This is a genomic window from Ensifer adhaerens (assembly GCF_000697965.2).
In the GTDB taxonomy this organism is placed as follows: domain Bacteria; phylum Pseudomonadota; class Alphaproteobacteria; order Rhizobiales; family Rhizobiaceae; genus Ensifer; species Ensifer adhaerens.
On the sequence record NZ_CP015880.1, the window covers coordinates 3116172 to 3138998 of the forward strand.

Annotated in this window: 25 protein-coding genes and 1 tRNA gene; 14 read left to right on the forward strand and 12 right to left on the reverse strand. The window is 63.3% G+C overall.

The annotated features are described in order from the left end of the window. Positions 1-58 precede the first annotated feature (58 nt). Positions 59-1105, forward strand: coding sequence for a threonine aldolase family protein (locus FA04_RS15270; protein ID WP_034786793.1), 1047 nt, complete (start codon positions 59-61; stop codon positions 1103-1105). Positions 1106-1129: 24 nt separating this feature from the next. Here FA04_RS15270 and FA04_RS15275 read toward each other — a convergent pair whose 3' ends face one another. Then, the gene (locus FA04_RS15275; RefSeq protein ID WP_034786796.1) at positions 1130-1987 is read right to left on the reverse strand and encodes a LysR family transcriptional regulator; all 858 of its coding nucleotides are present in this window, start codon (positions 1985-1987) and stop codon (positions 1130-1132) included. Between the two features lie 95 nt (positions 1988-2082). Between FA04_RS15275 and FA04_RS15280 the strand changes: the two genes are divergently transcribed. Beyond that, a complete protein-coding gene (locus FA04_RS15280; protein ID WP_034786798.1) occupies positions 2083-3075 on the forward strand; it encodes a bile acid:sodium symporter family protein in 993 nt (330 codons plus the stop codon). Positions 3076-3159: 84 nt separating this feature from the next. On the opposite strand, the gene FA04_RS15285 is transcribed toward FA04_RS15280, so the two are convergent. Further along, entirely contained in the window at positions 3160-3621 is a 462-nt protein-coding gene (locus FA04_RS15285; protein WP_034786801.1) for an Hsp20 family protein, read from the reverse strand. 388 nt (positions 3622-4009) lie between these two features. On the opposite strand from FA04_RS15285, the gene FA04_RS15290 reads away from it, so the two are divergent. Next, on the forward strand, positions 4010-4975 hold the full coding sequence (locus FA04_RS15290; RefSeq protein ID WP_034786804.1) for an alpha/beta fold hydrolase: 966 nt from the start codon (positions 4010-4012) through the stop codon (positions 4973-4975). 110 nt (positions 4976-5085) lie between these two features. Here FA04_RS15290 and hisN read toward each other — a convergent pair whose 3' ends face one another. After that, positions 5086-5859 (reverse strand): histidinol-phosphatase, encoded by a 774-nt coding sequence (gene hisN, locus FA04_RS15295; RefSeq protein ID WP_034786807.1) that lies wholly within the window; start codon positions 5857-5859, stop codon positions 5086-5088. A 439-nt stretch (positions 5860-6298) separates the two neighbouring features. Beyond that, a complete protein-coding gene (locus FA04_RS15300) occupies positions 6299-7180 on the reverse strand; it encodes an N-formylglutamate amidohydrolase (RefSeq protein WP_034786810.1) in 882 nt (293 codons plus the stop codon). Positions 7181-7380: 200 nt separating this feature from the next. Here FA04_RS15300 and cpdR1 point away from each other — a divergent pair, with 200 nt between their 5' ends. From cpdR1 to FA04_RS15315, 3 genes are all read left to right on the forward strand, one after another. Beyond that, the gene (cpdR1, locus tag FA04_RS15305) at positions 7381-7746 is read left to right on the forward strand and encodes a response regulator CpdR1 (RefSeq protein WP_034786813.1); all 366 of its coding nucleotides are present in this window, start codon (positions 7381-7383) and stop codon (positions 7744-7746) included. Between the two features lie 260 nt (positions 7747-8006). Further along, positions 8007-8081: transfer RNA gene (locus tag FA04_RS15310), tRNA-Val, on the forward strand. Positions 8082-8657: 576 nt separating this feature from the next. Then, on the forward strand, positions 8658-9350 hold the full coding sequence (locus FA04_RS15315; protein ID WP_034786814.1) for an alpha/beta fold hydrolase: 693 nt from the start codon (positions 8658-8660) through the stop codon (positions 9348-9350). Between the two features lie 91 nt (positions 9351-9441). Here the strand turns inward: FA04_RS15315 and FA04_RS15320 are convergent, their stop codons facing one another. From FA04_RS15320 to FA04_RS15335, 4 genes are all read right to left on the reverse strand, one after another. Next, positions 9442-9717 (reverse strand): hypothetical protein, encoded by a 276-nt coding sequence (locus FA04_RS15320; protein WP_051659088.1) that lies wholly within the window; start codon positions 9715-9717, stop codon positions 9442-9444. A 32-nt stretch (positions 9718-9749) separates the two neighbouring features. After that, a complete protein-coding gene (locus tag FA04_RS15325; protein WP_034786817.1) occupies positions 9750-9941 on the reverse strand; it encodes a hypothetical protein in 192 nt (63 codons plus the stop codon). Positions 9942-10026: 85 nt separating this feature from the next. Next, on the reverse strand, positions 10027-10965 hold the full coding sequence (gene dapA, locus FA04_RS15330; RefSeq protein ID WP_034786819.1) for a 4-hydroxy-tetrahydrodipicolinate synthase: 939 nt from the start codon (positions 10963-10965) through the stop codon (positions 10027-10029). Between the two features lie 11 nt (positions 10966-10976). Further along, on the reverse strand, positions 10977-11468 hold the full coding sequence (locus tag FA04_RS15335) for a hypothetical protein (RefSeq protein ID WP_034786821.1): 492 nt from the start codon (positions 11466-11468) through the stop codon (positions 10977-10979). 301 nt (positions 11469-11769) lie between these two features. Between FA04_RS15335 and ilvD the strand changes: the two genes are divergently transcribed. Then, positions 11770-13608: a dihydroxy-acid dehydratase gene (gene ilvD, locus FA04_RS15340; protein ID WP_034786822.1), complete on the forward strand. Its 1839-nt coding sequence runs from the start codon at positions 11770-11772 to the stop codon at positions 13606-13608. Positions 13609-13768: 160 nt separating this feature from the next. Further along, the gene (locus tag FA04_RS15345) at positions 13769-14197 is read left to right on the forward strand and encodes a lipocalin-like domain-containing protein (RefSeq protein WP_034786824.1); all 429 of its coding nucleotides are present in this window, start codon (positions 13769-13771) and stop codon (positions 14195-14197) included. A gap of 18 nt (positions 14198-14215) precedes the next feature. Here the strand turns inward: FA04_RS15345 and FA04_RS15350 are convergent, their stop codons facing one another. Together FA04_RS15350 and FA04_RS15355 are read right to left on the reverse strand one after the other, a co-directional pair. Next, positions 14216-14620 carry a GFA family protein gene (locus tag FA04_RS15350; RefSeq protein ID WP_034786825.1) on the reverse strand — a complete coding sequence of 135 codons (405 nt, stop codon included), beginning with the start codon at positions 14618-14620 and terminating at the stop codon, positions 14216-14218. A gap of 141 nt (positions 14621-14761) precedes the next feature. Continuing rightward, positions 14762-15169: a GFA family protein gene (locus tag FA04_RS15355; protein ID WP_034786827.1), complete on the reverse strand. Its 408-nt coding sequence runs from the start codon at positions 15167-15169 to the stop codon at positions 14762-14764. 95 nt (positions 15170-15264) lie between these two features. Here FA04_RS15355 and FA04_RS15360 point away from each other — a divergent pair, with 95 nt between their 5' ends. Next, positions 15265-15738 (forward strand): MarR family winged helix-turn-helix transcriptional regulator, encoded by a 474-nt coding sequence (locus tag FA04_RS15360; RefSeq protein WP_034787245.1) that lies wholly within the window; start codon positions 15265-15267, stop codon positions 15736-15738. An 11-nt stretch (positions 15739-15749) separates the two neighbouring features. Here FA04_RS15360 and FA04_RS15365 read toward each other — a convergent pair whose 3' ends face one another. Next, a complete protein-coding gene (locus FA04_RS15365) occupies positions 15750-16196 on the reverse strand; it encodes a MarR family winged helix-turn-helix transcriptional regulator (protein WP_034786829.1) in 447 nt (148 codons plus the stop codon). 61 nt (positions 16197-16257) lie between these two features. Between FA04_RS15365 and FA04_RS15370 the strand changes: the two genes are divergently transcribed. From FA04_RS15370 to FA04_RS15385, 4 genes are all read left to right on the forward strand, one after another. Then, positions 16258-16986 carry a DUF899 domain-containing protein gene (locus FA04_RS15370; RefSeq protein ID WP_034786831.1) on the forward strand — a complete coding sequence of 243 codons (729 nt, stop codon included), beginning with the start codon at positions 16258-16260 and terminating at the stop codon, positions 16984-16986. 100 nt (positions 16987-17086) lie between these two features. Continuing rightward, positions 17087-17563 (forward strand): DUF1579 domain-containing protein, encoded by a 477-nt coding sequence (locus FA04_RS15375; protein WP_034786833.1) that lies wholly within the window; start codon positions 17087-17089, stop codon positions 17561-17563. 129 nt (positions 17564-17692) lie between these two features. Next, on the forward strand, positions 17693-18460 hold the full coding sequence (locus FA04_RS15380; RefSeq protein ID WP_034786835.1) for a VOC family protein: 768 nt from the start codon (positions 17693-17695) through the stop codon (positions 18458-18460). A 452-nt stretch (positions 18461-18912) separates the two neighbouring features. Further along, positions 18913-20730, forward strand: coding sequence for a GGDEF domain-containing protein (locus tag FA04_RS15385; RefSeq protein WP_064817010.1), 1818 nt, complete (start codon positions 18913-18915; stop codon positions 20728-20730). Here FA04_RS15385 and FA04_RS15390 read toward each other — a convergent pair. Further along, positions 20702-21613 carry a LysR family transcriptional regulator gene (locus FA04_RS15390; RefSeq protein WP_034786836.1) on the reverse strand — a complete coding sequence of 304 codons (912 nt, stop codon included), beginning with the start codon at positions 21611-21613 and terminating at the stop codon, positions 20702-20704. The two genes, FA04_RS15385 and FA04_RS15390, sit on opposite strands and share 29 nt — an antisense overlap. A 129-nt stretch (positions 21614-21742) precedes the next feature. Here FA04_RS15390 and FA04_RS15395 point away from each other — a divergent pair, with 129 nt between their 5' ends. Continuing rightward, positions 21743-22777, forward strand: a complete 1035-nt coding sequence (locus FA04_RS15395; protein ID WP_034786838.1) for an aldo/keto reductase — start codon at positions 21743-21745, stop codon at positions 22775-22777. Positions 22778-22827: the final 50 nt, after the last annotated feature.

Sequence of the window (22827 nt, forward strand, 5' to 3'; positions counted from 1 at the left end):
AAACTCGGCTAAGGTCGGCAAAAGCCGTCGAATTGACGGTGAAACAGGGTGAGAAGTGATGATTTTTTCGTCTGATAACTGGGCTGGCGCCCATCCCGCGATTGCCGAAAGCCTGATGGCCCATGCCGGCGGCTACGCGTCGGCCTATGGCACCAGCGAGCTTGACCGGAAGGTGGAGAAGAAGTTCGCGGACATCTTCGAAAGGGACGTCGCCGTCTTCTTCGTCGGCACCGGAACAGCCGCCAATTCGCTGGCACTGGCAACAGCCAACCGCGCCGGCGGCGTCGCCTTCTGCCATCGCGAGGCCCATGTCATCGCCGACGAATGCGGCGCGCCCGAATTCTTTTCGCATGGCGCCCGACTGAAACCCGTCGACGGACCGCGGGGCAAGATGGAGGCCTCCCGCCTTGAAGCCGAGATCCGGCGCTTCCCGCTCGATAACGTCCATGGCGGCCAGCCCAGTGCGGTATCGCTGACGCAGGCGACGGAAAGCGGCACGGTCTATTCGCTCGCCGAAATCGAAGCGATCTCGGCCGTCGCCAAGGGACACAGGCTGCCGCTGCACATGGATGGTGCGCGCTTCGCCAACGCGCTGGTCAGCCTCGACGTAACGCCCGCCGAAATGACCTGGAAGCGCGGCGTCGACCTCGTCTCCTTCGGCGGCACCAAGAACGGCTGCTGGTGCGCCGAGGCGCTGGTGCTGTTCGACCTCTCCAAGGCCCACGAGATGCACTTCCTGCGCAAGCGCTCCGCCCAGCTTTTCTCCAAGTCGCGTTTCGTCTCGGCGCAGTTCGACGCCTATTTCGCCGGCGATCTCTGGCTGAATCTCGCCCGTCACGCCAACGCCATGGCCACACGCCTGGCCGAGGGCATTGCCGCCGCAAAGACGAGCCGGCTTGCCTGGCAGGCCGATGCCAACGAGGTCTTCGCCATCATCAACAAGGATGTGGCGGCGAAGCTCAGGCAGGATGGCGCCGTCTTCTACGACTGGCCAGTGCCGCACGACCTCGAGGGCAAGCTTGCTAAGAACGAGGGCCTCTATCGCCTCGTCACCAGCTTTGCGACCAAGGCCGAGGACGTCGACCGCTTCGTCGCCAGCTGCTGAGCAGTATCGGTATCAGCCCTGCCTTCAAGACTGCCCTTGCAGGGTCCTCAGATTGGCGAGGATTTCGACCGAGAGCGCCGCACTCAGCTTTCGGTCGACGCCCTTGCTCGGCACCAGCACGAATTCCACGTCTTCGAGCGGCGGCAGGAGCCCGGCCGGGATTTCCTTCAGCCCCGAGGGCACCATGCTGCGCGGCTGCACGAGCACGCCCATGCCGGCACGGGCCGCCGCCGTCAGGCCGCTGAGGCTGCCACAAGTGCATACGATCCGCCACGGCAGACGGTGACGGTCGAGCACTTCGAGCGCGACGCTGCGGGTGATGCTCGGCGGCGGAAAGGCGATCAGCGGCAGCACCTTGTCGCGCTTGATCCTCTCGGGATCGCGCGCGAGCCAAACCAGCGGTTCGCGATAGACGAGCTCGCCTCTGAGGTCGCCGAGCCTGCGCTTGGCAAGCACCAGATCGATCTCGCCATTGTCCTGCATCTGGTAGAGCACGCCGCTCAAGGCCACCGTGAGTTCCAGATCGACCGACGGATGCGCGCGGACGAAGTCTTCCAGCACCGCCGGCAGCCGGCTCATGACGAAGTCCTCGGAGACCCCGAGGCGGAGACGGCCGCGCAAACTGCTTTCGGCAAACAGCGCCCGGACCTCGCCGTCGATCGCCAGCATCGAGCGCGCGTGGGCAAGCAGCGCCTGCCCGTCTGCCGTCAGCGAAACGCGGTGCGTATCGCGGTCGACGAGCGTGCGTCCGAGCGAGGCTTCGAGCCGCTGGATATGCTGGCTGACCGTCGATTGCCCGAGCGATAGTTTTTCCGCCGCAAGCGTGAAGCTGCCCATCTGTTCGAGGGCGACGAAACTGCGCAACTGCACGAGATCCAACATAGCTCATCTCATTTCGTGATAACTGTTATTCCTTGCATCCTGCTTCACAATGAGCGATCCCCGCAAGACGTTCGTTAACGAGCAAGTGAGCTGATATGCGCCGCTACCTTCCCGATACCTTCACGATCCTGCTTCTGGCGACGGTGCTGCTTGCATCCGTCCTGCCGATCCATGGCGAGGCAACCGAATGGTTCGGATTGGCGACGAAGGTGGCTGTCGGCATGGTCTTCTTCCTACACGGCGCGCGCCTGTCGCGCGACGTGGTGATCGCCGGCATCCTGCACTGGCGCCTGCACCTGACGATCCTTGCCTCGACCTTCGTGCTCTTCCCGCTGATCGGCCTTGCGATCGGCTTCGTGCCGGATTCGATCCTGCCGCAGTCGCTCTATACCGGCATCCTCTTCCTCTGCGTGCTGCCCTCGACGGTGCAGTCGTCGATCGCATTCACTTCCATGGCCGGTGGCAATGTGCCGGCCGCGATCTGCTCGGCGTCGGCCTCCAACATTTTCGGCATGTTCCTGACGCCGCTGCTCGTCGGGTTGCTGTTTTCCGCCGGCGGCCATGGCACCGTCACGCTCGATGCGGTCAAGCAGATCCTGCTGCAGCTGCTTGCCCCCTTCGTCATCGGCCAGATGCTGCAGCCCGTGATCGGCAACTGGATCCGCGCCCGCAAGGGACTGTTGGCGCCGGTCGATCGCGGCTCGATCCTGATGGTCGTCTACCTCGCCTTCAGCCAGGCGGTCACCTCCGGCCTGTGGCAGACGTTTTCTCTGACCGATCTCGGCGTGCTCGTCGTCATCGAAATCGTCATGCTGGCACTCGTGCTTGCCGTCACCATGTATGGCAGCCGCCTGCTCGGTTTCGACAAGGCCGACGAGATCGCGATCACCTTCTGCGGCTCGAAGAAGAGCCTTGCGAGCGGTGTCCCCATGGCAAGCGCCATCTTCGCCGGCCAGAACATCGGCGCGATCGTGCTGCCCGTCATGCTGTTTCACCAGATCCAGCTGATGGCCTGCGCGGTGATTGCACAGCGCTATGCAGCAAGGAAAGCGGCGGCTTCCGCCATGCCGGTACCGGCCCAGCCCTGATTGATCCGACAACAAAAAACGGCGCCCGTAGAGGACGCCGTTCTTTGTGGGAGGTCTATTTCATGCCCTGTTCGGGCGTGATGTTCAGAGGGTCTGAGCCTCGATCTGCTTCGGCTGCGATGCGACCGACGCGATCTCGATCCGGCGGGGCTTGGCGGCTTCCGGGATCTCGCGGGTAAGATCGATGTGCAGCAAGCCATTCTTCAGCGAAGCGGACTTGATCTCCACGTGATCGGCGAGCTGGAAGCGGCGCTCGAAGGCGCGCTTGGCAATGCCGCGATGGAGAAACTGGCTTTCTTCGCCCTTGTCCTCGGCCTTTTCGCCCTTGACCGTCAGCGTGTGTTCACGCGCCTCGATCGAAAGCTCGCTCTCGTCGAAACCGGCAACGGCCATGGTAATGCGGTAGGCGTTTTCGCCGGTGCGCTCGATGTTGTAGGGCGGATAGGTCTGGGCTTCACCCGGCTGGCCGAGGCTGTCGAGCATGGTGAACAGGCGGTCGAATCCGACGGTGGAGCGGTAAAGGGGAGAGAAATCGAAGTGACGCATGGTGTCCTCCTTGGAGCAACTTTTGCGATGTCTGGTCGGCCACCCCATTCTGGCAGTGGCAAGACCGGTGAACGGACCCGTCTTCGGCGCCCGTGACCCTGATTTGGGGAGGCGATTTGACGACTTCAAGACGCCCCCGCCGACGATTTTTCCGTGAACCCGACATGAACGCCGGCTTCGGCTTCCGTTCAGCCCGGCGGGACTAAAACAAAATCCTGGGCCGCAACGCCCAGGCTGAAGTGACATGTCCCTTCCCCTTCAGCGGCCGGAAACGGTGATCGTCCGGATTTCACCCACCGTTTCCGGCTTTTTTCTTTGACGGCGAAGACGCTGCCGCCTATCCCTTGATGCTACCGATCAACACGCTTTCACCTCCGGCCACGACCCCATGAGCTCGATCCTCCACGCGACACCGGACAATCCGATCCCGGACAATCATGTCGCTGGCTTTTTCGATGGCATCGGCGGCCGCAAGATCCGCTATGCGATCTTCAAGACGAAGCAGCCGGTGGCGCGCGGCACGGTCGTTCTGCTGCAGGGCCGCAACGAATCGATCGAGAAGTACTTCGAGACGATTGCCGATCTGACTGCGGCCGGCCTCTGGGTCGCCACCTTCGACTGGCGCGGCCAGGCCGGCTCCGAGCGGCTGCTGGCGCACCCCGGACGCGGTTATGTCGACCACTTTTCCGACTATGAGCGCGACCTCAGCACCTTCCTCGAACAGATCGTGCTGCCCGATACCCGCCTGCCCTTCTCGATCGTCGCCCATTCCATGGGCGCTCTCGTTGCCCTCTCCCTCGCCCCGATGCTGGCAAGCCGCATCGATCGGCTTGTAGTGCTCGCACCCTTCGTCGGCCTTGGCGGCCAGGCGCTCGGCGAAAAGAGCATCGCGACGGTTGCGACCTTCATGCGGCTGGTCGGTCTCGGCGCCCTGCCGGCACACCCCGACAAGGGCAACCGCCCCTTCGAAAACAACGTGCTGACGGCCGATCGCCGCCGCTACGCCCGCAACATCGCGCTAACCGATGCGCATCCGGAACTTAGGCTCGGGCCCCCGACGGCGCGCTGGCTGAGCGAGGCTTTCCACGCCATGCGCCGGGTCATCCGCCGCGAGCATCTGACCCGCATCACCCTGCCGACGATCATCCTGGCACCGACGGCCGATCGGCTGGTACCCCATATCGCCGTCGAATGGCTGGCGCGCAATTTCCGCGCCGCCCAGATGATCCCGATCGACGGCGCCCGACACGAGCTGCTGCACGAGGCGGACCGCTACCGCGCCCAGGCGATGGCAGCGATCCTCGCCTTCGTCATCCCCGAAGAAGGCGACGCGCGCGAAACCAGCGCCGCCTGAAGCAAGCGATCGCTCGCGACAGCGCCGCACGTCCTATCAGACGCGCAAAGGTCACTGTAACACGTTGATTTTACGGATATCTGCACCTGCCGCGCGAGGCGCAGGGCGGATCAGCCCTCCAGGATTTCCAGCGCCTGCGCGTGCAGTTCGGCATTGCCGGCAGCAATAACTTCGCCGCCCATTTCCGCCGGACCGCCCTGCCAGTTGGTGACGATGCCGCCGGCCTGCTCGATCAGAGGGATGAGCCCGCCGACATCATAGGGCTTCAGCCCGCATTCGATTACCAGATCGACATGGCCGGCGGCCAGAAGCGCGAATGCGTAGCAATCGCAGCCGTAGCGGAACAGCCGCACCTTGCTTTGCACCGTCTCATAGCGGGTCTTGAGATCGCCGGAATAGAGATGCGGCGAGGTGGTGAAAAGCACCGCGTCGTCAAGCGATCTGCAGGCGCGGGTCGAAAGCACCTGCTCGCCACCCGGCCCGCGGTAGACCGATTTCGTGCCGTCGGCGAAATAGCGCTCGCCGGTGAAAGGCTGGTCCATCAGGCCCATGACCGCATCGCCATTGCGATAGAGGCCGACCAGCGTGCCCCAGACCGGCAAGCCGGAAATGAAGGCGCGCGTGCCGTCGATCGGGTCGATGACCCAGACATACTCGCGGTCGAGGCCAATATTGCCGTGCTCTTCGCCAAGAATGCCATGGTCCGGGAAATGCGCCTCGATCAGCGCGCGGATCGCCGCTTCCGCCGATTGGTCCGCTTCCGTTACCGGATCGAAGCCGCTCTCCAGCTTGTTGACCACGCTGGTCCCGATCCGAAAGCGCGGCAGGGTTTCCGCCTTGGCGGCATCTGCAAGACGATCGAAGAAGGCGCGGTCAGGCAACATGGCGATCTCTCAGGAAAACATGGAGGAAGGTACGTCCTGCATAGACGAAATTTGTCGAAAGGCAAACGACCGAGCACGCCCACCTGCGGGCGTCGTCGGCGTCAGGGCAGGAGCATTTCGCACTGCACCACGACCGCTTCGTACTTCAAACGCGGCTTTGGCGAATTCAATCGGTTGATTCGCCATTTCCGGCTGAAAAACTTTTGACGCGACGCAAAAGTTTTCACCGGCAAACTTGACATTTGTGCAGTGCAATATTATGGTTTTCCTACAGTCACCTGTGACTGTAAATACCCTCCTTGGGTGTTTCCTCCCTAGACTTGACCGCGCCGTTGGCGCGGTTTTTTTTGAACCTCCCCGACAGCAAAATACCAAGCGTCGCCAGTACCTTGCTGGACGCCATCCCGCTTTGCCGGTTGTTCCTGGTTTTTGGGAAAGGCTACTCGGCCGCCAGCGGCAGGTAAGCGCCGTAGTCCTCGACGTGGCGGGCAAGCGAGCCGATGAAGGTCGTGAGATCGGCAACCAGCGCACCGAAGCCAGGTTTGCGCACCAGCGTCGCCTCGTCGACATAGAGCGCCCGGTTGATCTCGATCTGCAGCGCATGCAGCCCGCGCGTCGGCCGGCCGTAGTGCTCGGTGATGAAGCCGCCGGCATAGGGCTTGTTGCGCACGACGCTGTAGCCGAGCTGCTGCAGCAGATCGACCGCAGCGCGCGAAAGCTCACCGGCAGCACTGGTACCGTAACGATCGCCGATGATGAAGTCGGGCCGCTGGGCGCTGCCCGGCAAATGCACGTTGCCCGGCATCGAATGGCAGTCGATCAGCACCGAGAGGCCGAACTGCACATGGGTGCGGGCGATCAGCTTGCGCAAGGTGGCGTGATAGGGCTTGTAGATGGTCTCGATCCGCGTCAGCGCGTCCTCGACCGGGAACCGTCCGCGATAGATTTCCATGTTCTCGGCCACCAGCCGCGGGATCGTTCCGAGCCCGCCTGCGACGCGCATCGAGCTGATATTGGCATGCGGCGGTAGCGGCCCGTCGAACATGCGCGGATCGAGTTCGTATGGCTCGCGGTTGACGTCGAGGAAGGCGCGCGGGAAATGCGCAAGCAGCATCGGCGCGCCAAGGAACGTCGCGTTCTGGAACAGCTCATCGACATAGTGGTCTTCCGACCGGCGAATCGAAAGCGCGTCGAGCCTGGACTGGTCGAGAAAACTCTGGGGATAGGAGCGGCCGCTGTGTGGCGAATTGAACACAAAGGGAATGCGCTGGACTGGAGGTTCAAGGACCTCGAACAGTTCCCTCTCCGCAATTTCCCCCATCTGAACCCTTTTTTACCATATGCGGTACTTGCAATTGTCATCATGTTGCCAGTTGGCCCGCTCTGTGTCCATAGTGGCCAATCACAGCATCCCGGGGAATTGACGTCCCGCGTTCACGAGATATTTACCGCGTTGCGGTTTGGATAAAACGCCGCAATCTACGCGCAATGAACTGAATAAAGAGAAGCACGGCCCAATTCATGACTGCGAAAATCCTTCTTGCCGAAGACGACAACGACATGCGCCGGTTCCTGGTGAAGGCGCTGGAAAAGGCCGGCTACAAGGTCATGTCCTATGACAACGGCGCTAGCGCTTACGACCGGCTTCGCGAAGAACCGTTCTCGCTCCTTTTGACCGACATCGTCATGCCTGAGATGGACGGCATCGAACTGGCGCGGCGCGCGACGGAACTCGACCCGGACCTCAAGGTCATGTTCATCACCGGCTTTGCCGCCGTTGCGCTCAACCCCGACAGCAAGGCGCCGAAGGATGCCAAGGTGCTGTCCAAACCCTTCCACCTGCGTGACCTCGTCGACGAGGTCAACAAGATGCTGGCTGCTGCCTGATCAAGGCAGTTTTCCACAGGCGCGACGTCCCGCGACTGTAAAGAATGCGACTTAGAACCGACCGCCGCGATCCACAGGGATCTCCGGCGGTCTTTTCGTTTCAATACCTTAGCGGAAACCCAGCAAATCCGGCGTCTTGCCGGTGTCTCATCGACGCCGCCCCCATGGGGAAAATCACCGCCTCTAAATTTCTGTCAAAAAACCTTCGAAAACCCTATTGACGCGACAACGGCTTTTGTGGTCTATGCGCCACATCGGATGGGCGTGTAGCTCAGCGGGAGAGCACTACGTTGACATCGTAGGGGTCACAAGTTCGATCCTTGTCACGCCCACCATTCGAATTCAAAGGCCTTTCGAGAAATCGAAAGGCCTTTTTCGTTTCCCTCGATTTCTTCCTGGCAGCAACAGACGAACGGCCCGCTCGCCGCGGCCTTGATCAAAACGCTGTGCGCCAAGTTGCCCACAGCCAACGCTCAGACTTTGGTCCGACGGGGGCCGGCAAAGGTCCGGGGCGCATTGTCGAATCGGCTTCGCGGTGACTTGATGCCGATGCGCCCGGAAGCACAGCCCGCCTCCTGGGCGCAACCGGTCCCAGAGCGATGCCCCGTAGCCCCAATACGCCGCTCTGGGACCCCGTCTTCTCCTCATCCTGTCGCCATCGGCCTGCCATCGCGGCCACCGCCTGCGGGGACGCGCAGGGTTGGTCTTCCGTCACGAAAATTTGTGGTTTGCGTCATGGAACGCACGCCTTCCCGCCCTAATTTACGTCCGCAATCTCAACGCCTTGCCACGCGCCAGGCGCAAAGCAAGGGAACCCACCAAAACCGACGACGGGCAGCATGCCTCGCCTCACCACGAGCGAGTGTGATGCCGAACCGAGCACCTCTCCATTCGAGCGAAAGGAACTGATCATGCCGGCAGTCAAGAACATCGTGCTTGTGCACGGCGCCTGGGGTGATGCCTCCCATTGGCGCCACGTCATTCCGCCGCTCCACGCCAAGGGCTACAGAATTGCCGCGGTTCAGAACCCGCTGACCTCGCTTGCCGACGACGTCGAGCGCACCCGCAAGCTGGCCGAATCGCTCGAGGGCCCGACCCTGCTCGTCGGCCACTCCTATGGTGGTGCTGTTATCAGCGGCGCCGGTCATGCGGCCAACGTCGTCGGGCTCGTCTATGTCGCGGCCTTCGCGCCGGATGAAGGCGACAGCCTCGGCAGCATCTTTGCAAGGCGCGAGCCGCCATCCGGCGCCGCCAGCATCCGTCCCGACAAGGACGGCTTCCTCTGGCTGGCGCAGGATACGTTCCGTGAGAGTTTCGGCCAGGACCTGAGCGAGACCGAAGCACTGGTCATGGCGGTCGCACAGAAACCGATCGCCGGGCGTTGCTTCGAGGACAAGGCCGGGGCTCCCGCCTGGAAGACGAAGCCCAGTTGGTACCAGGTCTCGCGCCACGACCACATGATCCCGCCGGAAACCGAACAATGGATGGCCGAGCGCATCAAGGCGAAGAAGATCATCACGCTCGATGCCAGCCACGCCTCCCTTGCCTCGCACGCCAAGGAGATCGTAGCGCTGATCGACGAGGCGATCGCTTCGCTCGGCTGAGCGTCCGCCAGCGCAGCACCCCGACAAGAGAAAACCCCGCCAGCGCCGAGCTGGTGGGGTTTCTTCCTTACGCCTGCATCAGGATGCGGCGTCAGGCATAGGCGCCGCGCCGGCGCTGTCGCATGGCCCTCGGCCTGCGCGAAAACGTATCAAGATCGATGGCCGCCCCTTCCGGCGCGCGACACACCTCCTCCGGATGCCGGTCGCTCGCTTCCACGGCGAAATGGATTGCGGCGCTCTCATTGGTAAAGAGGCCGCCGACGAGACCCTTGCGGTCGGATACGACCCACCAGCCGTGCCGGTCGCGGCCGACGACGAAACGCGCGCGCGCCAGGAAACCACGACGGATCTGCTGCATACTGCCCATGATCGAACAATCCTTTTGACGAAAGCGAAGCCTTAGCCGGCAATCCACGGAAGTGCCGCCTGGATGCCGTAGGCAAGGCCGAGGACGACGGCGAGCCTGATGCCGATACCGAGAAAGGCATCGCGAACGGCGCTGTCCCTGGGCGGAAGGCGCACGGCGCGCTCGCTGCTTTCGACGCGCCGGCGCTCAGCGGCGCGCGCGGCAAGATGGGGGAAACGGGACATGGTCTTTCCTTTCGGGTGAGATGGATGCGGACGGCGGGAGCCGCCGCGGCAATCGGGCACGACAGATCCGTGCGATGACGAACCGTCAGCCAGCAAGCGCGATGCGCACCCCGCGGCCGATCTGAGTGGAGGCTGGAAGCTCGGTCAGCGGTTCGAGCGCCGCGCGGATCTCGGCCGCCGTCTCCGGCGCCACCTGCGTCAGCGGCAGACGCACCTCCGGGCTGAGCGCCCGCACCAGGTGCAACGCGTATTTCACCGGCCCCGGATTGGTCTCGCGCTCCAGCGCCGTGAGCAGCGGGCGGAGCCGCTCATGAAGGGCGAGCGCCGCTGCGACATTTCCGGTCGTGACAGCCTGGTGCATGGCGACCACCAGCCGCGGCACGACATTGGACGCCACCGAGATGGTGCCGTGACCGCCGCAGAGATTGAACGGCAGCGCCGTCTGGTCGTGACCCGAGAGCTGCATGAGCCTGGCCTTGAGAGCTGGCGACGAAGACAGGAAGCGACCGACGTCGCCGGTGGCGTCCTTGATGCCGACGACATTTTGAAGCTCCGCCAGCCGCTCGATCGTCCGCGCGGCGAGATCGACCCCGGTGCGCGAGGGCACATTGTAGATGATGACGGGAAGATCCACCGCCCGGGCGACCGCCTCGAAGTGGCGATAAAGCCCCTCCTGCGACGGCTTGCTGTAATAGGGCGCAACGACGAGCGCCGCGTCGGCGCCGAGCGTTCTGGCTTCCGCCGTCAGTTCGATCGTCGTCGCAGTACTGTTGGTGCCGGTTCCGGCGATAACCGGGATCTTGCGTTCCGCCACCTCGACGCAGCGTTCGATCACCATGGCCCGTTCCGCCCGCGACAGCGTCGGCGCCTCGCCGGTGGTGCCGCAGGCGACGACGCCGGAAATGCCGTGTCGGATCTGCCATTCCACGAGCGACATCAGGCCGACGACATCAACCTTGCCGTCCCGGAACGGCGTGACGAGCGCCGTGATCGCGCCTTCGAGGCGCAGCGAATGCATGTTCATGGAAATATCCTTCAGGTGGGAAGTTGGCCACGGCCGGCAGCAGCCGCAAGCTGATGGCCGCGGCAGGAGCGCAGGAAGGCGCCAAGGATCGCCGCGGCAAGGTCGGCATGCCGTGCCTTGAAGGTGATGCGGCCGGCTCCGGTTGGTTGATAGCGCAGCGCGCAGGTCCACAGCCCGAACTCGTGACTGAGCGTTCGAAGGCACAGTTTCGCTTCGGTCGCCGACGTCAGGTGAATGACGGCATCGACCAGCGCATCGGCGGCCATCAGTTCACGGAACCGACGCGACGGCCATTCTCCAGCCGTCAGGTCCGGCAGGTCCGCGATCACCCGCACCGCCTCCCAGACATGGTGCTCGCGCAGGCGGCGAACGCCGGTGAGCCGCAGCATGAGCGCATCGAGCGCCTCCGGAGCCCTTTCGCCACCGGTGAGCTCAGGGCCCGCATCGACCTCGCGTAGAGCCCCGGGCAAATGACGGTTGATGTTGAAATCCTGGAGAGACATGGCACGCATCCCTATTCGATGCGACAAGGCTAGACCCGTCAGGCGTCCAGTTTCGATTGCGACTTCAGGCGCTCGACATAAGATTTCCGTAAAGCGCTTCGGCGGGTGTTGTCCAAGGCGCCGGCCGCGGTCTAGATTTGATTTCCGAAGCGGCGAAAGCCTGGCGCGACAGCGCGCGCAGCGTCGAAATAATCTGACGCAAAAGATGACGCGCGCGCAATTTTGCGCTAGGTAGCCCCTTCGGTGGCGATCAGGGATCGCCATTCCCGAGCAATACCCCTTGTCCGTGAAGGAACATGCCATGCCTGCCTATCGCTCACGTACCACCACCCACGGCCGCAACATGGCCGGTGCCCGCGGCCTCTGGCGCGCGACGGGCATGAAGGACAGCGATTTTGGCAAGCCGATTATTGCGGTGGTGAACTCGTTCACCCAGTTCGTGCCCGGCCACGTGCACCTTAAGGATCTTGGCCAGCTCGTCGCCCGCGAGATCGAGGCTGCTGGCGGCGTCGCCAAGGAATTCAATACCATCGCCGTCGACGACGGCATCGCCATGGGTCACGACGGCATGCTCTATTCGTTGCCGTCGCGCGAAATCATCGCCGATAGCGTCGAGTACATGGTCAACGCCCACTGCGCCGACGCCATGGTCTGCATCTCCAACTGCGACAAGATCACGCCCGGCATGCTGATGGCGGCGCTGCGTCTCAACATCCCCGCCGTCTTCGTTTCCGGCGGCCCGATGGAGGCCGGCAAGGTCGTGCTGCACGGCAAGACGCATGCACTCGACCTGGTCGACGCCATGGTCGCCGCAGCCGACGACAACGTCTCGGACGAGGACGTCAAGGTCATCGAACGCTCGGCCTGCCCGACCTGCGGCTCTTGCTCCGGCATGTTCACCGCCAACTCGATGAACTGTCTGACCGAAGCGCTCGGCCTGTCGCTGCCCGGCAACGGCTCGACGCTCGCCACCCACGCCGACCGCAAGCGCCTCTTCGTCGAGGCCGGCCACCTGGTCGTCGATCTCGCCCGCCGCTATTACGAGCAGGAAGACGAGAACGTGCTGCCGCGCAAGGTCGCCTCGAAGAAGGCGTTTGAAAACGCCATGGCGCTCGATATCGCCATGGGCGGCTCGACCAACACCGTGCTGCACATTCTCGCCGCCGCCCACGAGGGCGAGGTCGATTTCACCATGGCGGACATCGACCGCCTGTCGCGCAAGGTTCCCTGCCTGTCGAAGGTCGCTCCGGCGAAAAGCGACGTGCACATGGAAGACGTGCACCGTGCCGGCGGCATCATGTCGATCCTCGGCGAACTCGAGAAGGGCGGCCTCATCAACCGCGATTGCCCGACGGTCCACAGCGCCACGCTCGGCGACGCCATCGACCGCTGGGACATCACTCGCACGACCAGCGAAACCGTTCGCAACTTCTTCCGCGCGGCACCGGGCGGCATCCCGACCCAGGTGGCCTTCAGTCAGGAAGCGCGCTGGGACGAGCTCGACACCGACCGCGAAAAGGGCGTCATCCGCTCGGTCGAACATCCCTTCTCCAAGGATGGCGGCCTCGCCGTCTTGAAGGGCAACATCGCGATCGACGGCTGCATCGTGAAGACCGCGGGCGTCGACGAGAGCATCCTGAAGTTCTCCGGCCCGGCCCGCGTCTTCGAAAGCCAGGATGCGTCGGTCAAGGCGATCCTCGGCAACGAGATCAAGGCCGGCGACGTCGTCGTCATCCGCTATGAAGGCCCCAAGGGCGGCCCGGGCATGCAGGAAATGCTCTATCCGACGAGCTACCTGAAATCGAAGGGCCTCGGCAAAGCCTGCGCGCTGATCACCGACGGCCGCTTCTCCGGCGGCACTTCGGGCCTGTCGATCGGCCACGTTTCGCCGGAAGCGGCCAATGGCGGCACGATCGGCCTGGTGCGCGAAGGCGACATGATCGACATCGACATCCCGAACCGCACGATCAGCCTGCGCGTCGACGAGGCGGAACTTAGCCGTCGTCGCACTGAGCAGGACGCCCAGGGCTGGAAGCCGACCGAACAGCGCAAGCGCAAGGTGACGACGGCGCTCAAGGCCTATGCCGCCTTTGCCACCTCCGCCGACCGCGGTGCTGTGCGCGACCTCGGCGAACACTGACCAGCTAAGTTCGGGCAGCGCCCGAGCGGCGCAAGAAACAACGAAGGGCTCCCGCGCGTCGGGGGCCCTTTTCTTTGATCTCATCCTAGGGATCGGCCCGACTTTGCCGGACAGGAAGCATCTGCTATTTTAGTTTATCCTAAAATCAAACAGGTGGGTCATGGCGGACGAGTCTGGATTGCTCGGCACCTGGAAGATGCTTTCCTGGACGCGCGAGGTCGTCGCCACTGGCGAAGTCACCGATGCCATGGGCCCCGATCCTATCGGCTATCTCTCGTACTTTCCCGATGGCCGGATGACCGCCGTTGTGGTGAAACGCGATCGACCGCAGCTCAAAGGACTCGTGCCGTCTCACGACGAAAAGGCGGCACTGTTTGACTCCATGCTCGCCTATTCCGGCTCCTATTCGCTCAAGGACGGCCGGATCATCCATCATGTCGAGGCAAGCTGGAACCCGGCCTGGGGCGTCTCCGACCTGATCCGCCCCTTTGTCCTGCAAGGGGATAAGCTGGTGATCTACGGCGCGCCGGGCGTGGACCCGGCAACCGGCGAGGAGGTCATCTACCACCTCGAATTTCGCAAGATGTAACCAGCTTCGCTGTGGGCTTTAGAGGTGACGGGTCTCGGCTGGCGCGTGGAACCAGTTGTTGTTGCGCCCGTCCATGTACTGCACCGGTGCTTCGGCCAGCACCGCCGGATCGAGGTCGTCGAGGCAGGCGAGGTTGACGGAGTAATAGGCGCCGCCAATCTCCTCGATATAGCCGTGGCCGAAGGCGGCAACGCCGCAGGTCCTGCAGAAGCGGTGATGCACGCTGTCGCTGCCGAACTGGTAGTCAGCGATATTGGCTTCGTCGCACTGCAGCCGGAAGGCGTCGGGCTTCACGACCGCCCCCCAGTAGCGCCGCTTCCAGCAAATCGAGCAGTTGCATTTGCCGGTGCCGGCATCGAGGTCGATGTCGGCCTCATAGCGGATGTTTCCGCAATGGCAGCTTCCCTTATAGGTCAGTTTCATACCCGTCGCTCCTGCGTGGCGGGCCAGGCAGGCCCCCTATTGCCGCCCACCCGGCAGGCGATATGCTGCCAGGTGAAACTCATGCAGTCCATATGCCATATTGACAATATATTGTCAAATAGGTGCGAGATCTCGCACGCGTCAGAGATGACGGAATTCGGCAGGCGTTTCATCCCAGCGGTCGTTCCGGCCATCCAGATATTGCACCGACACCTTAGCCAGGACCGTCGGATCGACATCGTCCAGCGTTGCGACATTGATGCTGCAATAAGCGCCGCCGAGTTCCTCGACATAACCATGGCTATAGGAGGCGATGCCGCAGGCAGGGCAGAAGCGGTGGTTGCCAACCTTGGCGCCAAACTGATAGAGCCCAACCTGATCTTCCGGTGACAGGAGGCGAAAATCCTCCGGCTGGACCTGTGCACCCCAGTAGCGGGCCTTGCCACAGAACGAGCAATTGCATCGCGTCGTCCCCGCATCGAGATCGAAAGTCGCTTCGTATCTGACCTTGCCGCAATGGCAACCGCCGCTGTAAGTCCTTCTCGCCATGCTCTCATCTCCCTTGCTAAATTGACTTGCTGAAACGACCGCATCATGACAACATGATGTCATACAAACATTCACACGACGGTGGTGCTGTCAACATGAAAGATCCCGATCGGACACCCGCCGGAGACGCCTTTGCGGAGTTCGCCATATCGGTACTGCGGCTAGCGGGCCCGCTGACGCAGGCCGGCGACGCACTCGCCAAACCTTCCGGACAGACGAGCGCCCGCTGGCAGGTGCTGGCCGCGGCAAACCATGCGCCGATGTCGGTTGCCGATGCGGCACGCGCGCTCGGCCTTGCGCGCCAGGGGGTGCAGCGCATCGCCGATCTCTTGGAGGCCGAAGGGCTGATCGCCTACAGGGACAACCCGACCCACCAGAGGGCAAAGCTCATGGTTCTGACTGCGGCGGGAGAAACGGCACTGCACGACATCAAGGAGCGGCAGGCGGCCTGGGCGGACGGCCTGGGCGGCGCACTCGGCGAACGACGGCTGCGGCAGGCCTCTGCCTTGATCGCCGAGGTGATCGAGGTGCTCAAGGAGCGCCCCGCGCCAGAGCCGTCCGAGGACTGACCGGCCGCGCGTCAAGCCAGCCTTAAGAGATCGGCACGCAGGCGGTCCGAACCGCCGTCATCGAGCACCGGATCGAGCGCCTCATGCAGGTTCCGCCAGATCGGCACGGCGCGCGCCAGCAGCGCCTGCCCTTCGGTCGTCAGCCGCAATCGCCGCGACCGCCGGTCGTCGGCATCCGGGAAGCTTTCGACCAGGCTGCGCCGTTCCAGCGGCTTCAACGCCGCCGTCAAGGTCGTCCGGTCCATGGCAAGAAGCGACGCCACCGAGCCCATATTGGGCGGCGCCGGGCGGTTGAGCGACATCAGGAGAGAGAACTGTCCGTTGGTGATATCGAGCGGGCGCAGCGCCTCGTCGAACCGGCGGGCAATGGCGCGCGCTGCGCGTTGCACATGCAGGCAGAGGCAGGTGTCCTTCACATGCAGGGTAGTGTCGAACGAAACAAGCGGCATTTTTGACATGCCCGATTAATGTTGATATCAACGTAAATAGTCAAGTGCAACGTTGGAAGGAGGAACGGGCATGAGACAGGATCACGCAGTGGTATCGCCTGGAGAGTGGCTGAAAGCGCGCAAAGATCTGCTTGCGCTGGAAAAGGAACACACCCACGCACGCGACAAGGTCAATGCCGCCCGGCTGGCCTTGCCCTGGGTGAAGATGGAAAAGACCTACGTCTTCGATACGCGGGCGGGCCGCAAATCCCTGTCCGAGCTTTTCGACGGCCGCAGCCAGCTCATGGTCTACCATTTCATGTTCGGCCCCACCTGGGAGGCCGGTTGCCCCGGCTGCTCCTTCCTGGTCGATCATTTCGCCGGCATGCTGCCGCACCTCAACCATCACGACGTGACGCTGGTCGCCGCATCGAACGCGCCGCTCGCAAAGATCGAAACCTACAAGAAACGCATGGAGTGGGATTTCCCCTGGGTCTCGGCGGAAGGCAACGGCTTCAACCATGACTTCCACGTGGCCTTTTCGCCAGACGAGCTCGCAAGCGGCAAAGTCGGGTACAACTTCACCGACATAGAAAGCGCCAATGCGCATGAGGAACTGCCCGGTCTCAGCGCCTTCCAGAAGGGCGAGGACGGCACGATCTACCACACCTATTCGTCCTATGCCCGCGGGCTCGAGGAACTCGTGGGCACACTGATGCTGCTCGACCGCGCACCCAAGGGGCGCAACGAGGACGGGACCATGAGCTTCGTTCGCCGCCACGACGAATATGATCGGGAGCCCGGACGCAAGGCGGGCTGAGGTCCGCATCCCGGCGGACGGAACTTTTCGCCCGCAAAATCGTTTTGAGAACGCTCGCGTGCCGGGCCGAACGTCTGCGCCCGGTCAAGAAGGAAATCCCGTGAGAGCAGAACCGGAAGAAGCGCACCGCTGGCTCGAGCAATTGCTGGGCGACTGGCACGTTCGCGCGGCCGGCTCCGATGGCGAGCCCGATGGCAGTGGCCCCTGGACCGAGCATGTCCGGTCACTCGAAGGCCTCTGGATCGTCTGCGAGGGTCAGGGAACGATGCCGGGCGGCAGTTTCGGCCAGACGCTGATGACGCTCGGCTTCAATCCGCAGACAAAACGTTACGTCGGCACCTGGGTCGGTTCGATGATGAGCCACATGTGGATCTATGACGGAGAACTGGACGCGGACGGCACGTCCCTCTCCCTCTACTGCGAGGGGCCAGATTTCGAAAACCCCGGCAGGACCATGCGCTACCGCGACGTCATCACGCTTGCCGGGCCATCCCGTCGGCTGCTGACGGCGCAGGCGCAGACAGCGGACGGAAACTGGAAAGACTTGATGACGGCGGAATACCTACGTCGGGATTGAAAGCCGCGCTGACGACGGCCTTGGCTGTTCGGCCATGCATCATGTCAGGCTGACCCGACAACAGTTCATTCGAACAGGCAAACAAGTGGCGCCAGATACGCCGCGCCAGAGCAAAACCGGAGGAAGGCAATGGCAGATCACGGCAAATTCGTTTGGTACGAACTGATGACCACCGACATGGCGGCCGCCGAGACGTTCTACAAGGACGTGGTCGGCTGGGCCGCCAGCGATGCCGGCATGGCCGGCATCAGCTACACGCTGTTCAACGTCGGCGAGATTCCGGTGGCGGGATTGATGACCATGCCGGAAGGCGCGCTCGAAATGAACGTGCCGCCCGCCTGGCTCGGCTATGTCGGCGTCGACGATGTCGACGTGAGCGCCGCCAGCATCGCCGCCAAGGGCGGCAAGGTGCACCGGGCGCCGGACGATATCCCGGGTATAGGGCGCTTCGCCGTCGTCACCGATCCGCACGGCGCGGTCTTCTCGATCTTCAAGGGTACGGGCGATCCGCCGCCGGTCACCGACCCGATGGCGCCCGGACTGATCGGCTGGCACGAGCTTGCCTCGGGCGACCTCGACACCGCCTTTCCCTTCTATTCCGAACTCTTCGGCTGGACGAAGGACCAGGGCATGGACATGGGCGAAATGGGCATCTACCAGATCTTCGCCCATGGCGGCGCCCCGATCGGCGGGATGATGACCAAGCCGAAGGAAGTGCCCGCGCCTTACTGGCTCTACTACATCAACGTACCGGCCATCGATGCCGCCATCGAACGCATCAAGGCTGGCGGCGGCAAGATCGTGCTGGAGCCGATGGAGGTCCCCGGAGGCGCCTGGATCGTTCAGGCGCTCGACCCGCAGGGCGCCCTCTTCGCACTGGTCGGGCCGAAGCGCTGAGACGACTGCTTGTCTCCTTAAATCGTCCTCGACGTAAGGGAACAGACTTGCAGAAAATCAAAGTGTTACAGCGACCTTAGCCCGTCTGATAAGACGCGCGGCGCTTTAGGCGGCAGCACAGATCACGTTGCCGTGAAGAGTTGCTGAAGTAAAATGACGACCAACCAAGTCCAGGCCCGCTTTCGGCAAGAAGGCGGGCAGGATTTATTGCGATCATGGACCGGAAAGCGAATACGGGGGCCGCAAAGCTGGGGTCTGCCGTGCGCCGGGCGCATCCCTCGGTTGCGGAATAGCCCCTAGTATTTCAGGGTATTTCAAGCATATTTAACATCTTATACGATAGCAGGGGCGGCAAGCACACTGATTTCGGATGGGTTTCTTGTCGGGTGGCAAGAATTTGTCGCGATTGTCGAGCAGACGGGCGGCGACGTGAGTGGAGCAACTTCGCGCAAATGAGCAATAAGGGCAGCACCTATGCGTCCCCTCAGATGGGCGTAGGGGAAGCGCGTACGGCCAAGGCCCTGCGACGCAAGCTCCAATGGCTGGTGGCGATCGTCGTTGCCTGCACGGGCATTCTTGCGACCGAAATCATCGCCGCATCCTATAGCGACTTTGTCGTCGCGCGCCGCAACCTGACGGAAGTCATGGCCTTTTGCCGCGTCCTCGACGCCGCAAACTACCTCTCGGCCGAACGTGGCCCGTCCAACGGTGTGCTCGGCCTTGGCGTAGCGCCCGGCTCGACTGTCCAGGCGCGGCTGGCGGAGTTTCGTGCCCGCAGCGACGCGGCATTGGCTCAGATCACCGCCGACATCGACAATGCCAGCCGCTCCGAACCGGCCGGCGCGCTTTCGCCAATCCTGGTCGAGGTCCATCGTCGGCTGATACTCGCGCGTGCGGAAGTCGATCGCATTGCGGCCCTTCCGCCGGAACGGCGGAACCTTGCCGAAATCGAAGCGACGATCGAGGCCATGTTCGGCGTGATCGATGCGCTTCGCCCCGCGATCGACTGGAACATTCAGCGCCTGACCAACACCGACCCGAACCTTGCGGGCATTGCCCTTGCAGCCCAGATGCTTGCCAATCTGCGTGAGGACGGAGGGCGCCTCGGCTCGCACGTCATGGCGCCCGTTGCCGTCGGCAAGCCGCTCGCGATCAAGAATCTGGCCGACAGCGAGCGCACGCGCGGCAGGCTGCAGGAGGTCTGGGCGATCGTCGGCAAGCCGGGCGCGCTTCCAGGCTTGGATCCGTCGAAGATCGGCGATCTCGCCAAGATCGACCGCGAGTTCTTTGCCGAAGGTTTTGCAATCATCGACAACATCGTCGCCGTCGGTAAACGCTCGGGCGACTACCCGATGACCGCCGAACAGCTCACCGACCTTTTCGTCCCGAAGATGAAACCGCTCGAAGATCTGCGTCGCGCCTTCATGGATTCGACCGTCGAGCGCCTGTCCGCCAACAAGACCCGCGCGTCGATCAAGCTCGCCGTGGCGAGCCTTGCGACCTTCTCGCTCTTCCTGATGTTGCTGATCTTGATGCGGCGCGCCCGATCGCTGGTGTTCGAACCGCTGCTTCTTGCGCGCCACAGCATCATCGAGCTTGCCAATGATCGCCCGATCGCGCGCCTTCAGGGCAAGGGTGGAGAAGGCGAAATGGGGCGCCTGTTCGATGCGATCGACATCCTGCGCCAGCGCCTCGACGAGCGCACGTTGCTGATGCAGCATCTCGAACGCCAGGCGGAAACCGACGAACTGACCGGCCTGCTCAACCGCCGCGCGCTGGAGCTGATCGGCGGCGCGGAAGACACGGACGGCAAGGATCAGGACGCCTGTCTGATCCTGATGGACATCGACCATTTCAAGCAGATCAACGATACCCACGGCCATCTGATCGGCGACATCGTGCTTCAGGAAACCGCCCGCATCATCCGCAATTCCGTGCGCAATTCCGATCTCGTCGCCCGCTTCGGCGGTGAGGAGTTTGCCGTGATCACGCCCGGCGACAGCATCGAGTCCGCCCTTGCCCTTGCCGAAAGGATCAGGGTCAACCTCGCGCACGAACCGATCGTCCTTGCCGACGGACGGAAGCTGAACGTCACCGCCAGCTTTGGCGTGGCCGAGGGCCGCAGCGCGAACGGTGGCTGGAAGCACCTGATCGAACTTGCCGATAACGAGCTCTATCGCGCCAAGTCCGAGGGCCGCAATCGCGTCTGCGGCCAGCCGGCCGAAGCGACGCACCAGCCGTTCAAGGCGATGAAATCCGCGCGCGCTTAGCCAGGAAATCAAGTACCACCCGCACGCGCGCCGGCAGGGCTCCACCCTGCCCGTGGAACACCGCATGGAATGCCTCGATGTCGCCCGGGTTCAAGTGCTCGGCGACCGCCGTCAGCCGGCCGCAACGGATATCCTCCTTGACCGTAAACGTGGGCAGTCGCGCCAGCCCGACACCGGCGAGCGTAAGCTGGCGCAAACCCTCGCCGTCGCTCACGCGGACCTGCTCCGTCGGCGCCAGCGTGAAAGGCTCCCCGTTCGACAGGAGCGGCCAACCATCGATCGAACGCGCATAGCTATGGCTCAGCCTGTTCATCGCTTCGAGGTCGCCGACACTCTCGGGCATGCCGAACCGTTGAAGATAGGACGGCGCGCCCACGATCGTCATCGACGTGCTGCCGAGCTTGCGGGCGATCAGGCTCGAAGACTTCAGAGGACCGGCGCGCACGGCGATGTCGGCCCGCTCCGCCATCAGATCGACCACGGCGTCGGTCTGCAGGATATCGAGCGAGACCGATGGAAAGGCCGAGAGAAACTCCGGCAGCACCGGCATCAGCACATGCACCGCATAGGAAGCGCTGACGTTTAGCCGCACGCGGCCCTCGGGCGTTTCGCCTGAACCCGCCTCGCGCTCCGCCTCGTCGATATCGGCAAGGATGCGCACCGCCCGCTCATAGAAGGCACAGCCTTCCGCCGTCAGCTGCAGCCGCCGCGTCGAGCGGTTGATGAGCCGGACGCCGAGCCTTTCCTCCAGCCTCTGCACGAGCTTGCTGACGGCCGAGGGTGTCATGCAGCAGACCTTTGCGGCGGCCGAAAAGCCGCCGAGCTCCACCGCCTTGGCGAAAACCGCCATCTCCCCCGAACGGTTGATAGACAAGCGCGACATGTGACTTCAACTCACAAATGATGTTCTTTCATCCGGTCTACATCGCAAATGGCTGCGATACCACCTTCTCCTGGTGGGCGAGCGGACTTCCGCTCTCGCAAAGACAAAACCAACGAGGAGTTTGACGACATGGAATACAGACGGCTTGGATCATCGGGACTGAAAGTGCCTGCCTTGAGCTTCGGCGCCGGCACCTTCGGCGGCAAGGGGCCGCTCTTCAGCGCCTGGGGCAACAGCGACGCCGCGGAAGCCCGGCGGCTGATCGACATCTCGCTCGAAGCCGGCGTCAATCTCTTCGATACCGCAGACGTTTACTCCGACGGTGCGTCCGAGAGCGTGCTCGGCGCGGCCATCAAGGGCCGGCGTGATGCCGTGCTTCTCTCCACCAAGATGGCATTGCCGATGGGCGACGGACCGAACGACGCCGGCACGTCGCGCACGCGTCTCGTCAAGGGCGTCGACGATGCCTTGAAGCGGCTCGGCACCGACTACATCGACCTTTTGCAACTGCACGCCTTCGACGCGGGAACGCCGGTCGAGGAGGTGCTTTCGACACTCGACAGTCTGGTTGCCGCCGGCAAGCTGCGCTACGTCGGTGCCTCAAACTTTGCCGGCTGGCAATTGATGAAATCGCTGGCTGTCTCGGAGAAGCACGGCCTCGTGCGCCACGTCGCCCACCAGGTCTACTATTCGCTGGTTGGACGCGACTACGAATGGGAACTGATGCCGCTGGGCGCCGACCAAGGCGTCGGCGCTCTTGTCTGGAGCCCGCTCGGCTGGGGACGTCTCACCGGCAAGATCCGCCGCGGCAAGCCGTGGCCCGAAGGCAGCCGCCTGCACGACACCGCGGCCTTCGGCCCACCGGTCGATGATGAGAAGCTCTACGATGTCGTCGACGTGCTCGACCAGCTCGCGGAGGAAACCGGCAAGACGATCCCTCAGATCGCCATCAACTGGCTGCTGCAGCGCCCGACGGTCTCGAGCGTCATCATCGGCGCCCGCAACGAGGAGCAGCTTCGCCAGAACCTCGGCGCCGTCGGCTGGTCGTTGTCAGCGGACCAGATCGCCCGACTCGACGCGGCGAGCCGAACGACGCCGGCCTACCCCTACTTCCCCTACTACCGCCAGGAGGGTTTTGCCCGCATCAATCCGCCGATCGTCTGACCGAGGATGGCCAATGTTTCGCACGCCCGTCCGGGCGTGCGAATGCGTTG

Coding starts and splice junctions, on each gene's coding strand:
- FA04_RS15395 (WP_034786838.1), top strand. CDS start 21,743: ATGGAATACAGACGGCTTGGATCATCGGGACTGAAAGTGCCTGCCTTG.
- FA04_RS15365 (WP_034786829.1), bottom strand. CDS start 16,196: ATGTCAAAAATGCCGCTTGTTTCGTTCGACACTACCCTGCATGTGAAG.
- FA04_RS15335 (WP_034786821.1), bottom strand. CDS start 11,468: ATGTCTCTCCAGGATTTCAACATCAACCGTCATTTGCCCGGGGCTCTA.
- FA04_RS15285 (WP_034786801.1), bottom strand. CDS start 3,621: ATGCGTCACTTCGATTTCTCTCCCCTTTACCGCTCCACCGTCGGATTC.
- FA04_RS15345 (WP_034786824.1), top strand. CDS start 13,769: ATGGCGGACGAGTCTGGATTGCTCGGCACCTGGAAGATGCTTTCCTGG.
- FA04_RS15325 (WP_034786817.1), bottom strand. CDS start 9,941: ATGTCCCGTTTCCCCCATCTTGCCGCGCGCGCCGCTGAGCGCCGGCGC.
- FA04_RS15280 (WP_034786798.1), top strand. CDS start 2,083: ATGCGCCGCTACCTTCCCGATACCTTCACGATCCTGCTTCTGGCGACG.
- FA04_RS15355 (WP_034786827.1), bottom strand. CDS start 15,169: ATGGCGAGAAGGACTTACAGCGGCGGTTGCCATTGCGGCAAGGTCAGA.
- FA04_RS15390 (WP_034786836.1), bottom strand. CDS start 21,613: ATGTCGCGCTTGTCTATCAACCGTTCGGGGGAGATGGCGGTTTTCGCC.
- FA04_RS15350 (WP_034786825.1), bottom strand. CDS start 14,620: ATGAAACTGACCTATAAGGGAAGCTGCCATTGCGGAAACATCCGCTAT.
- dapA (WP_034786819.1), bottom strand. CDS start 10,965: ATGAACATGCATTCGCTGCGCCTCGAAGGCGCGATCACGGCGCTCGTC.
- FA04_RS15275 (WP_034786796.1), bottom strand. CDS start 1,987: ATGTTGGATCTCGTGCAGTTGCGCAGTTTCGTCGCCCTCGAACAGATG.
- FA04_RS15300 (WP_034786810.1), bottom strand. CDS start 7,180: ATGGGGGAAATTGCGGAGAGGGAACTGTTCGAGGTCCTTGAACCTCCA.
- FA04_RS15320 (WP_051659088.1), bottom strand. CDS start 9,717: ATGGGCAGTATGCAGCAGATCCGTCGTGGTTTCCTGGCGCGCGCGCGT.
- FA04_RS15270 (WP_034786793.1), top strand. CDS start 59: ATGATTTTTTCGTCTGATAACTGGGCTGGCGCCCATCCCGCGATTGCC.
- FA04_RS15380 (WP_034786835.1), top strand. CDS start 17,693: ATGGCAGATCACGGCAAATTCGTTTGGTACGAACTGATGACCACCGAC.
- FA04_RS15315 (WP_034786814.1), top strand. CDS start 8,658: ATGCCGGCAGTCAAGAACATCGTGCTTGTGCACGGCGCCTGGGGTGAT.
- cpdR1 (WP_034786813.1), top strand. CDS start 7,381: ATGACTGCGAAAATCCTTCTTGCCGAAGACGACAACGACATGCGCCGG.
- FA04_RS15370 (WP_034786831.1), top strand. CDS start 16,258: ATGAGACAGGATCACGCAGTGGTATCGCCTGGAGAGTGGCTGAAAGCG.
- ilvD (WP_034786822.1), top strand. CDS start 11,770: ATGCCTGCCTATCGCTCACGTACCACCACCCACGGCCGCAACATGGCC.
- FA04_RS15385 (WP_064817010.1), top strand. CDS start 18,913: ATGAGCAATAAGGGCAGCACCTATGCGTCCCCTCAGATGGGCGTAGGG.
- FA04_RS15290 (WP_034786804.1), top strand. CDS start 4,010: ATGAGCTCGATCCTCCACGCGACACCGGACAATCCGATCCCGGACAAT.
- hisN (WP_034786807.1), bottom strand. CDS start 5,859: ATGTTGCCTGACCGCGCCTTCTTCGATCGTCTTGCAGATGCCGCCAAG.
- FA04_RS15360 (WP_034787245.1), top strand. CDS start 15,265: ATGAAAGATCCCGATCGGACACCCGCCGGAGACGCCTTTGCGGAGTTC.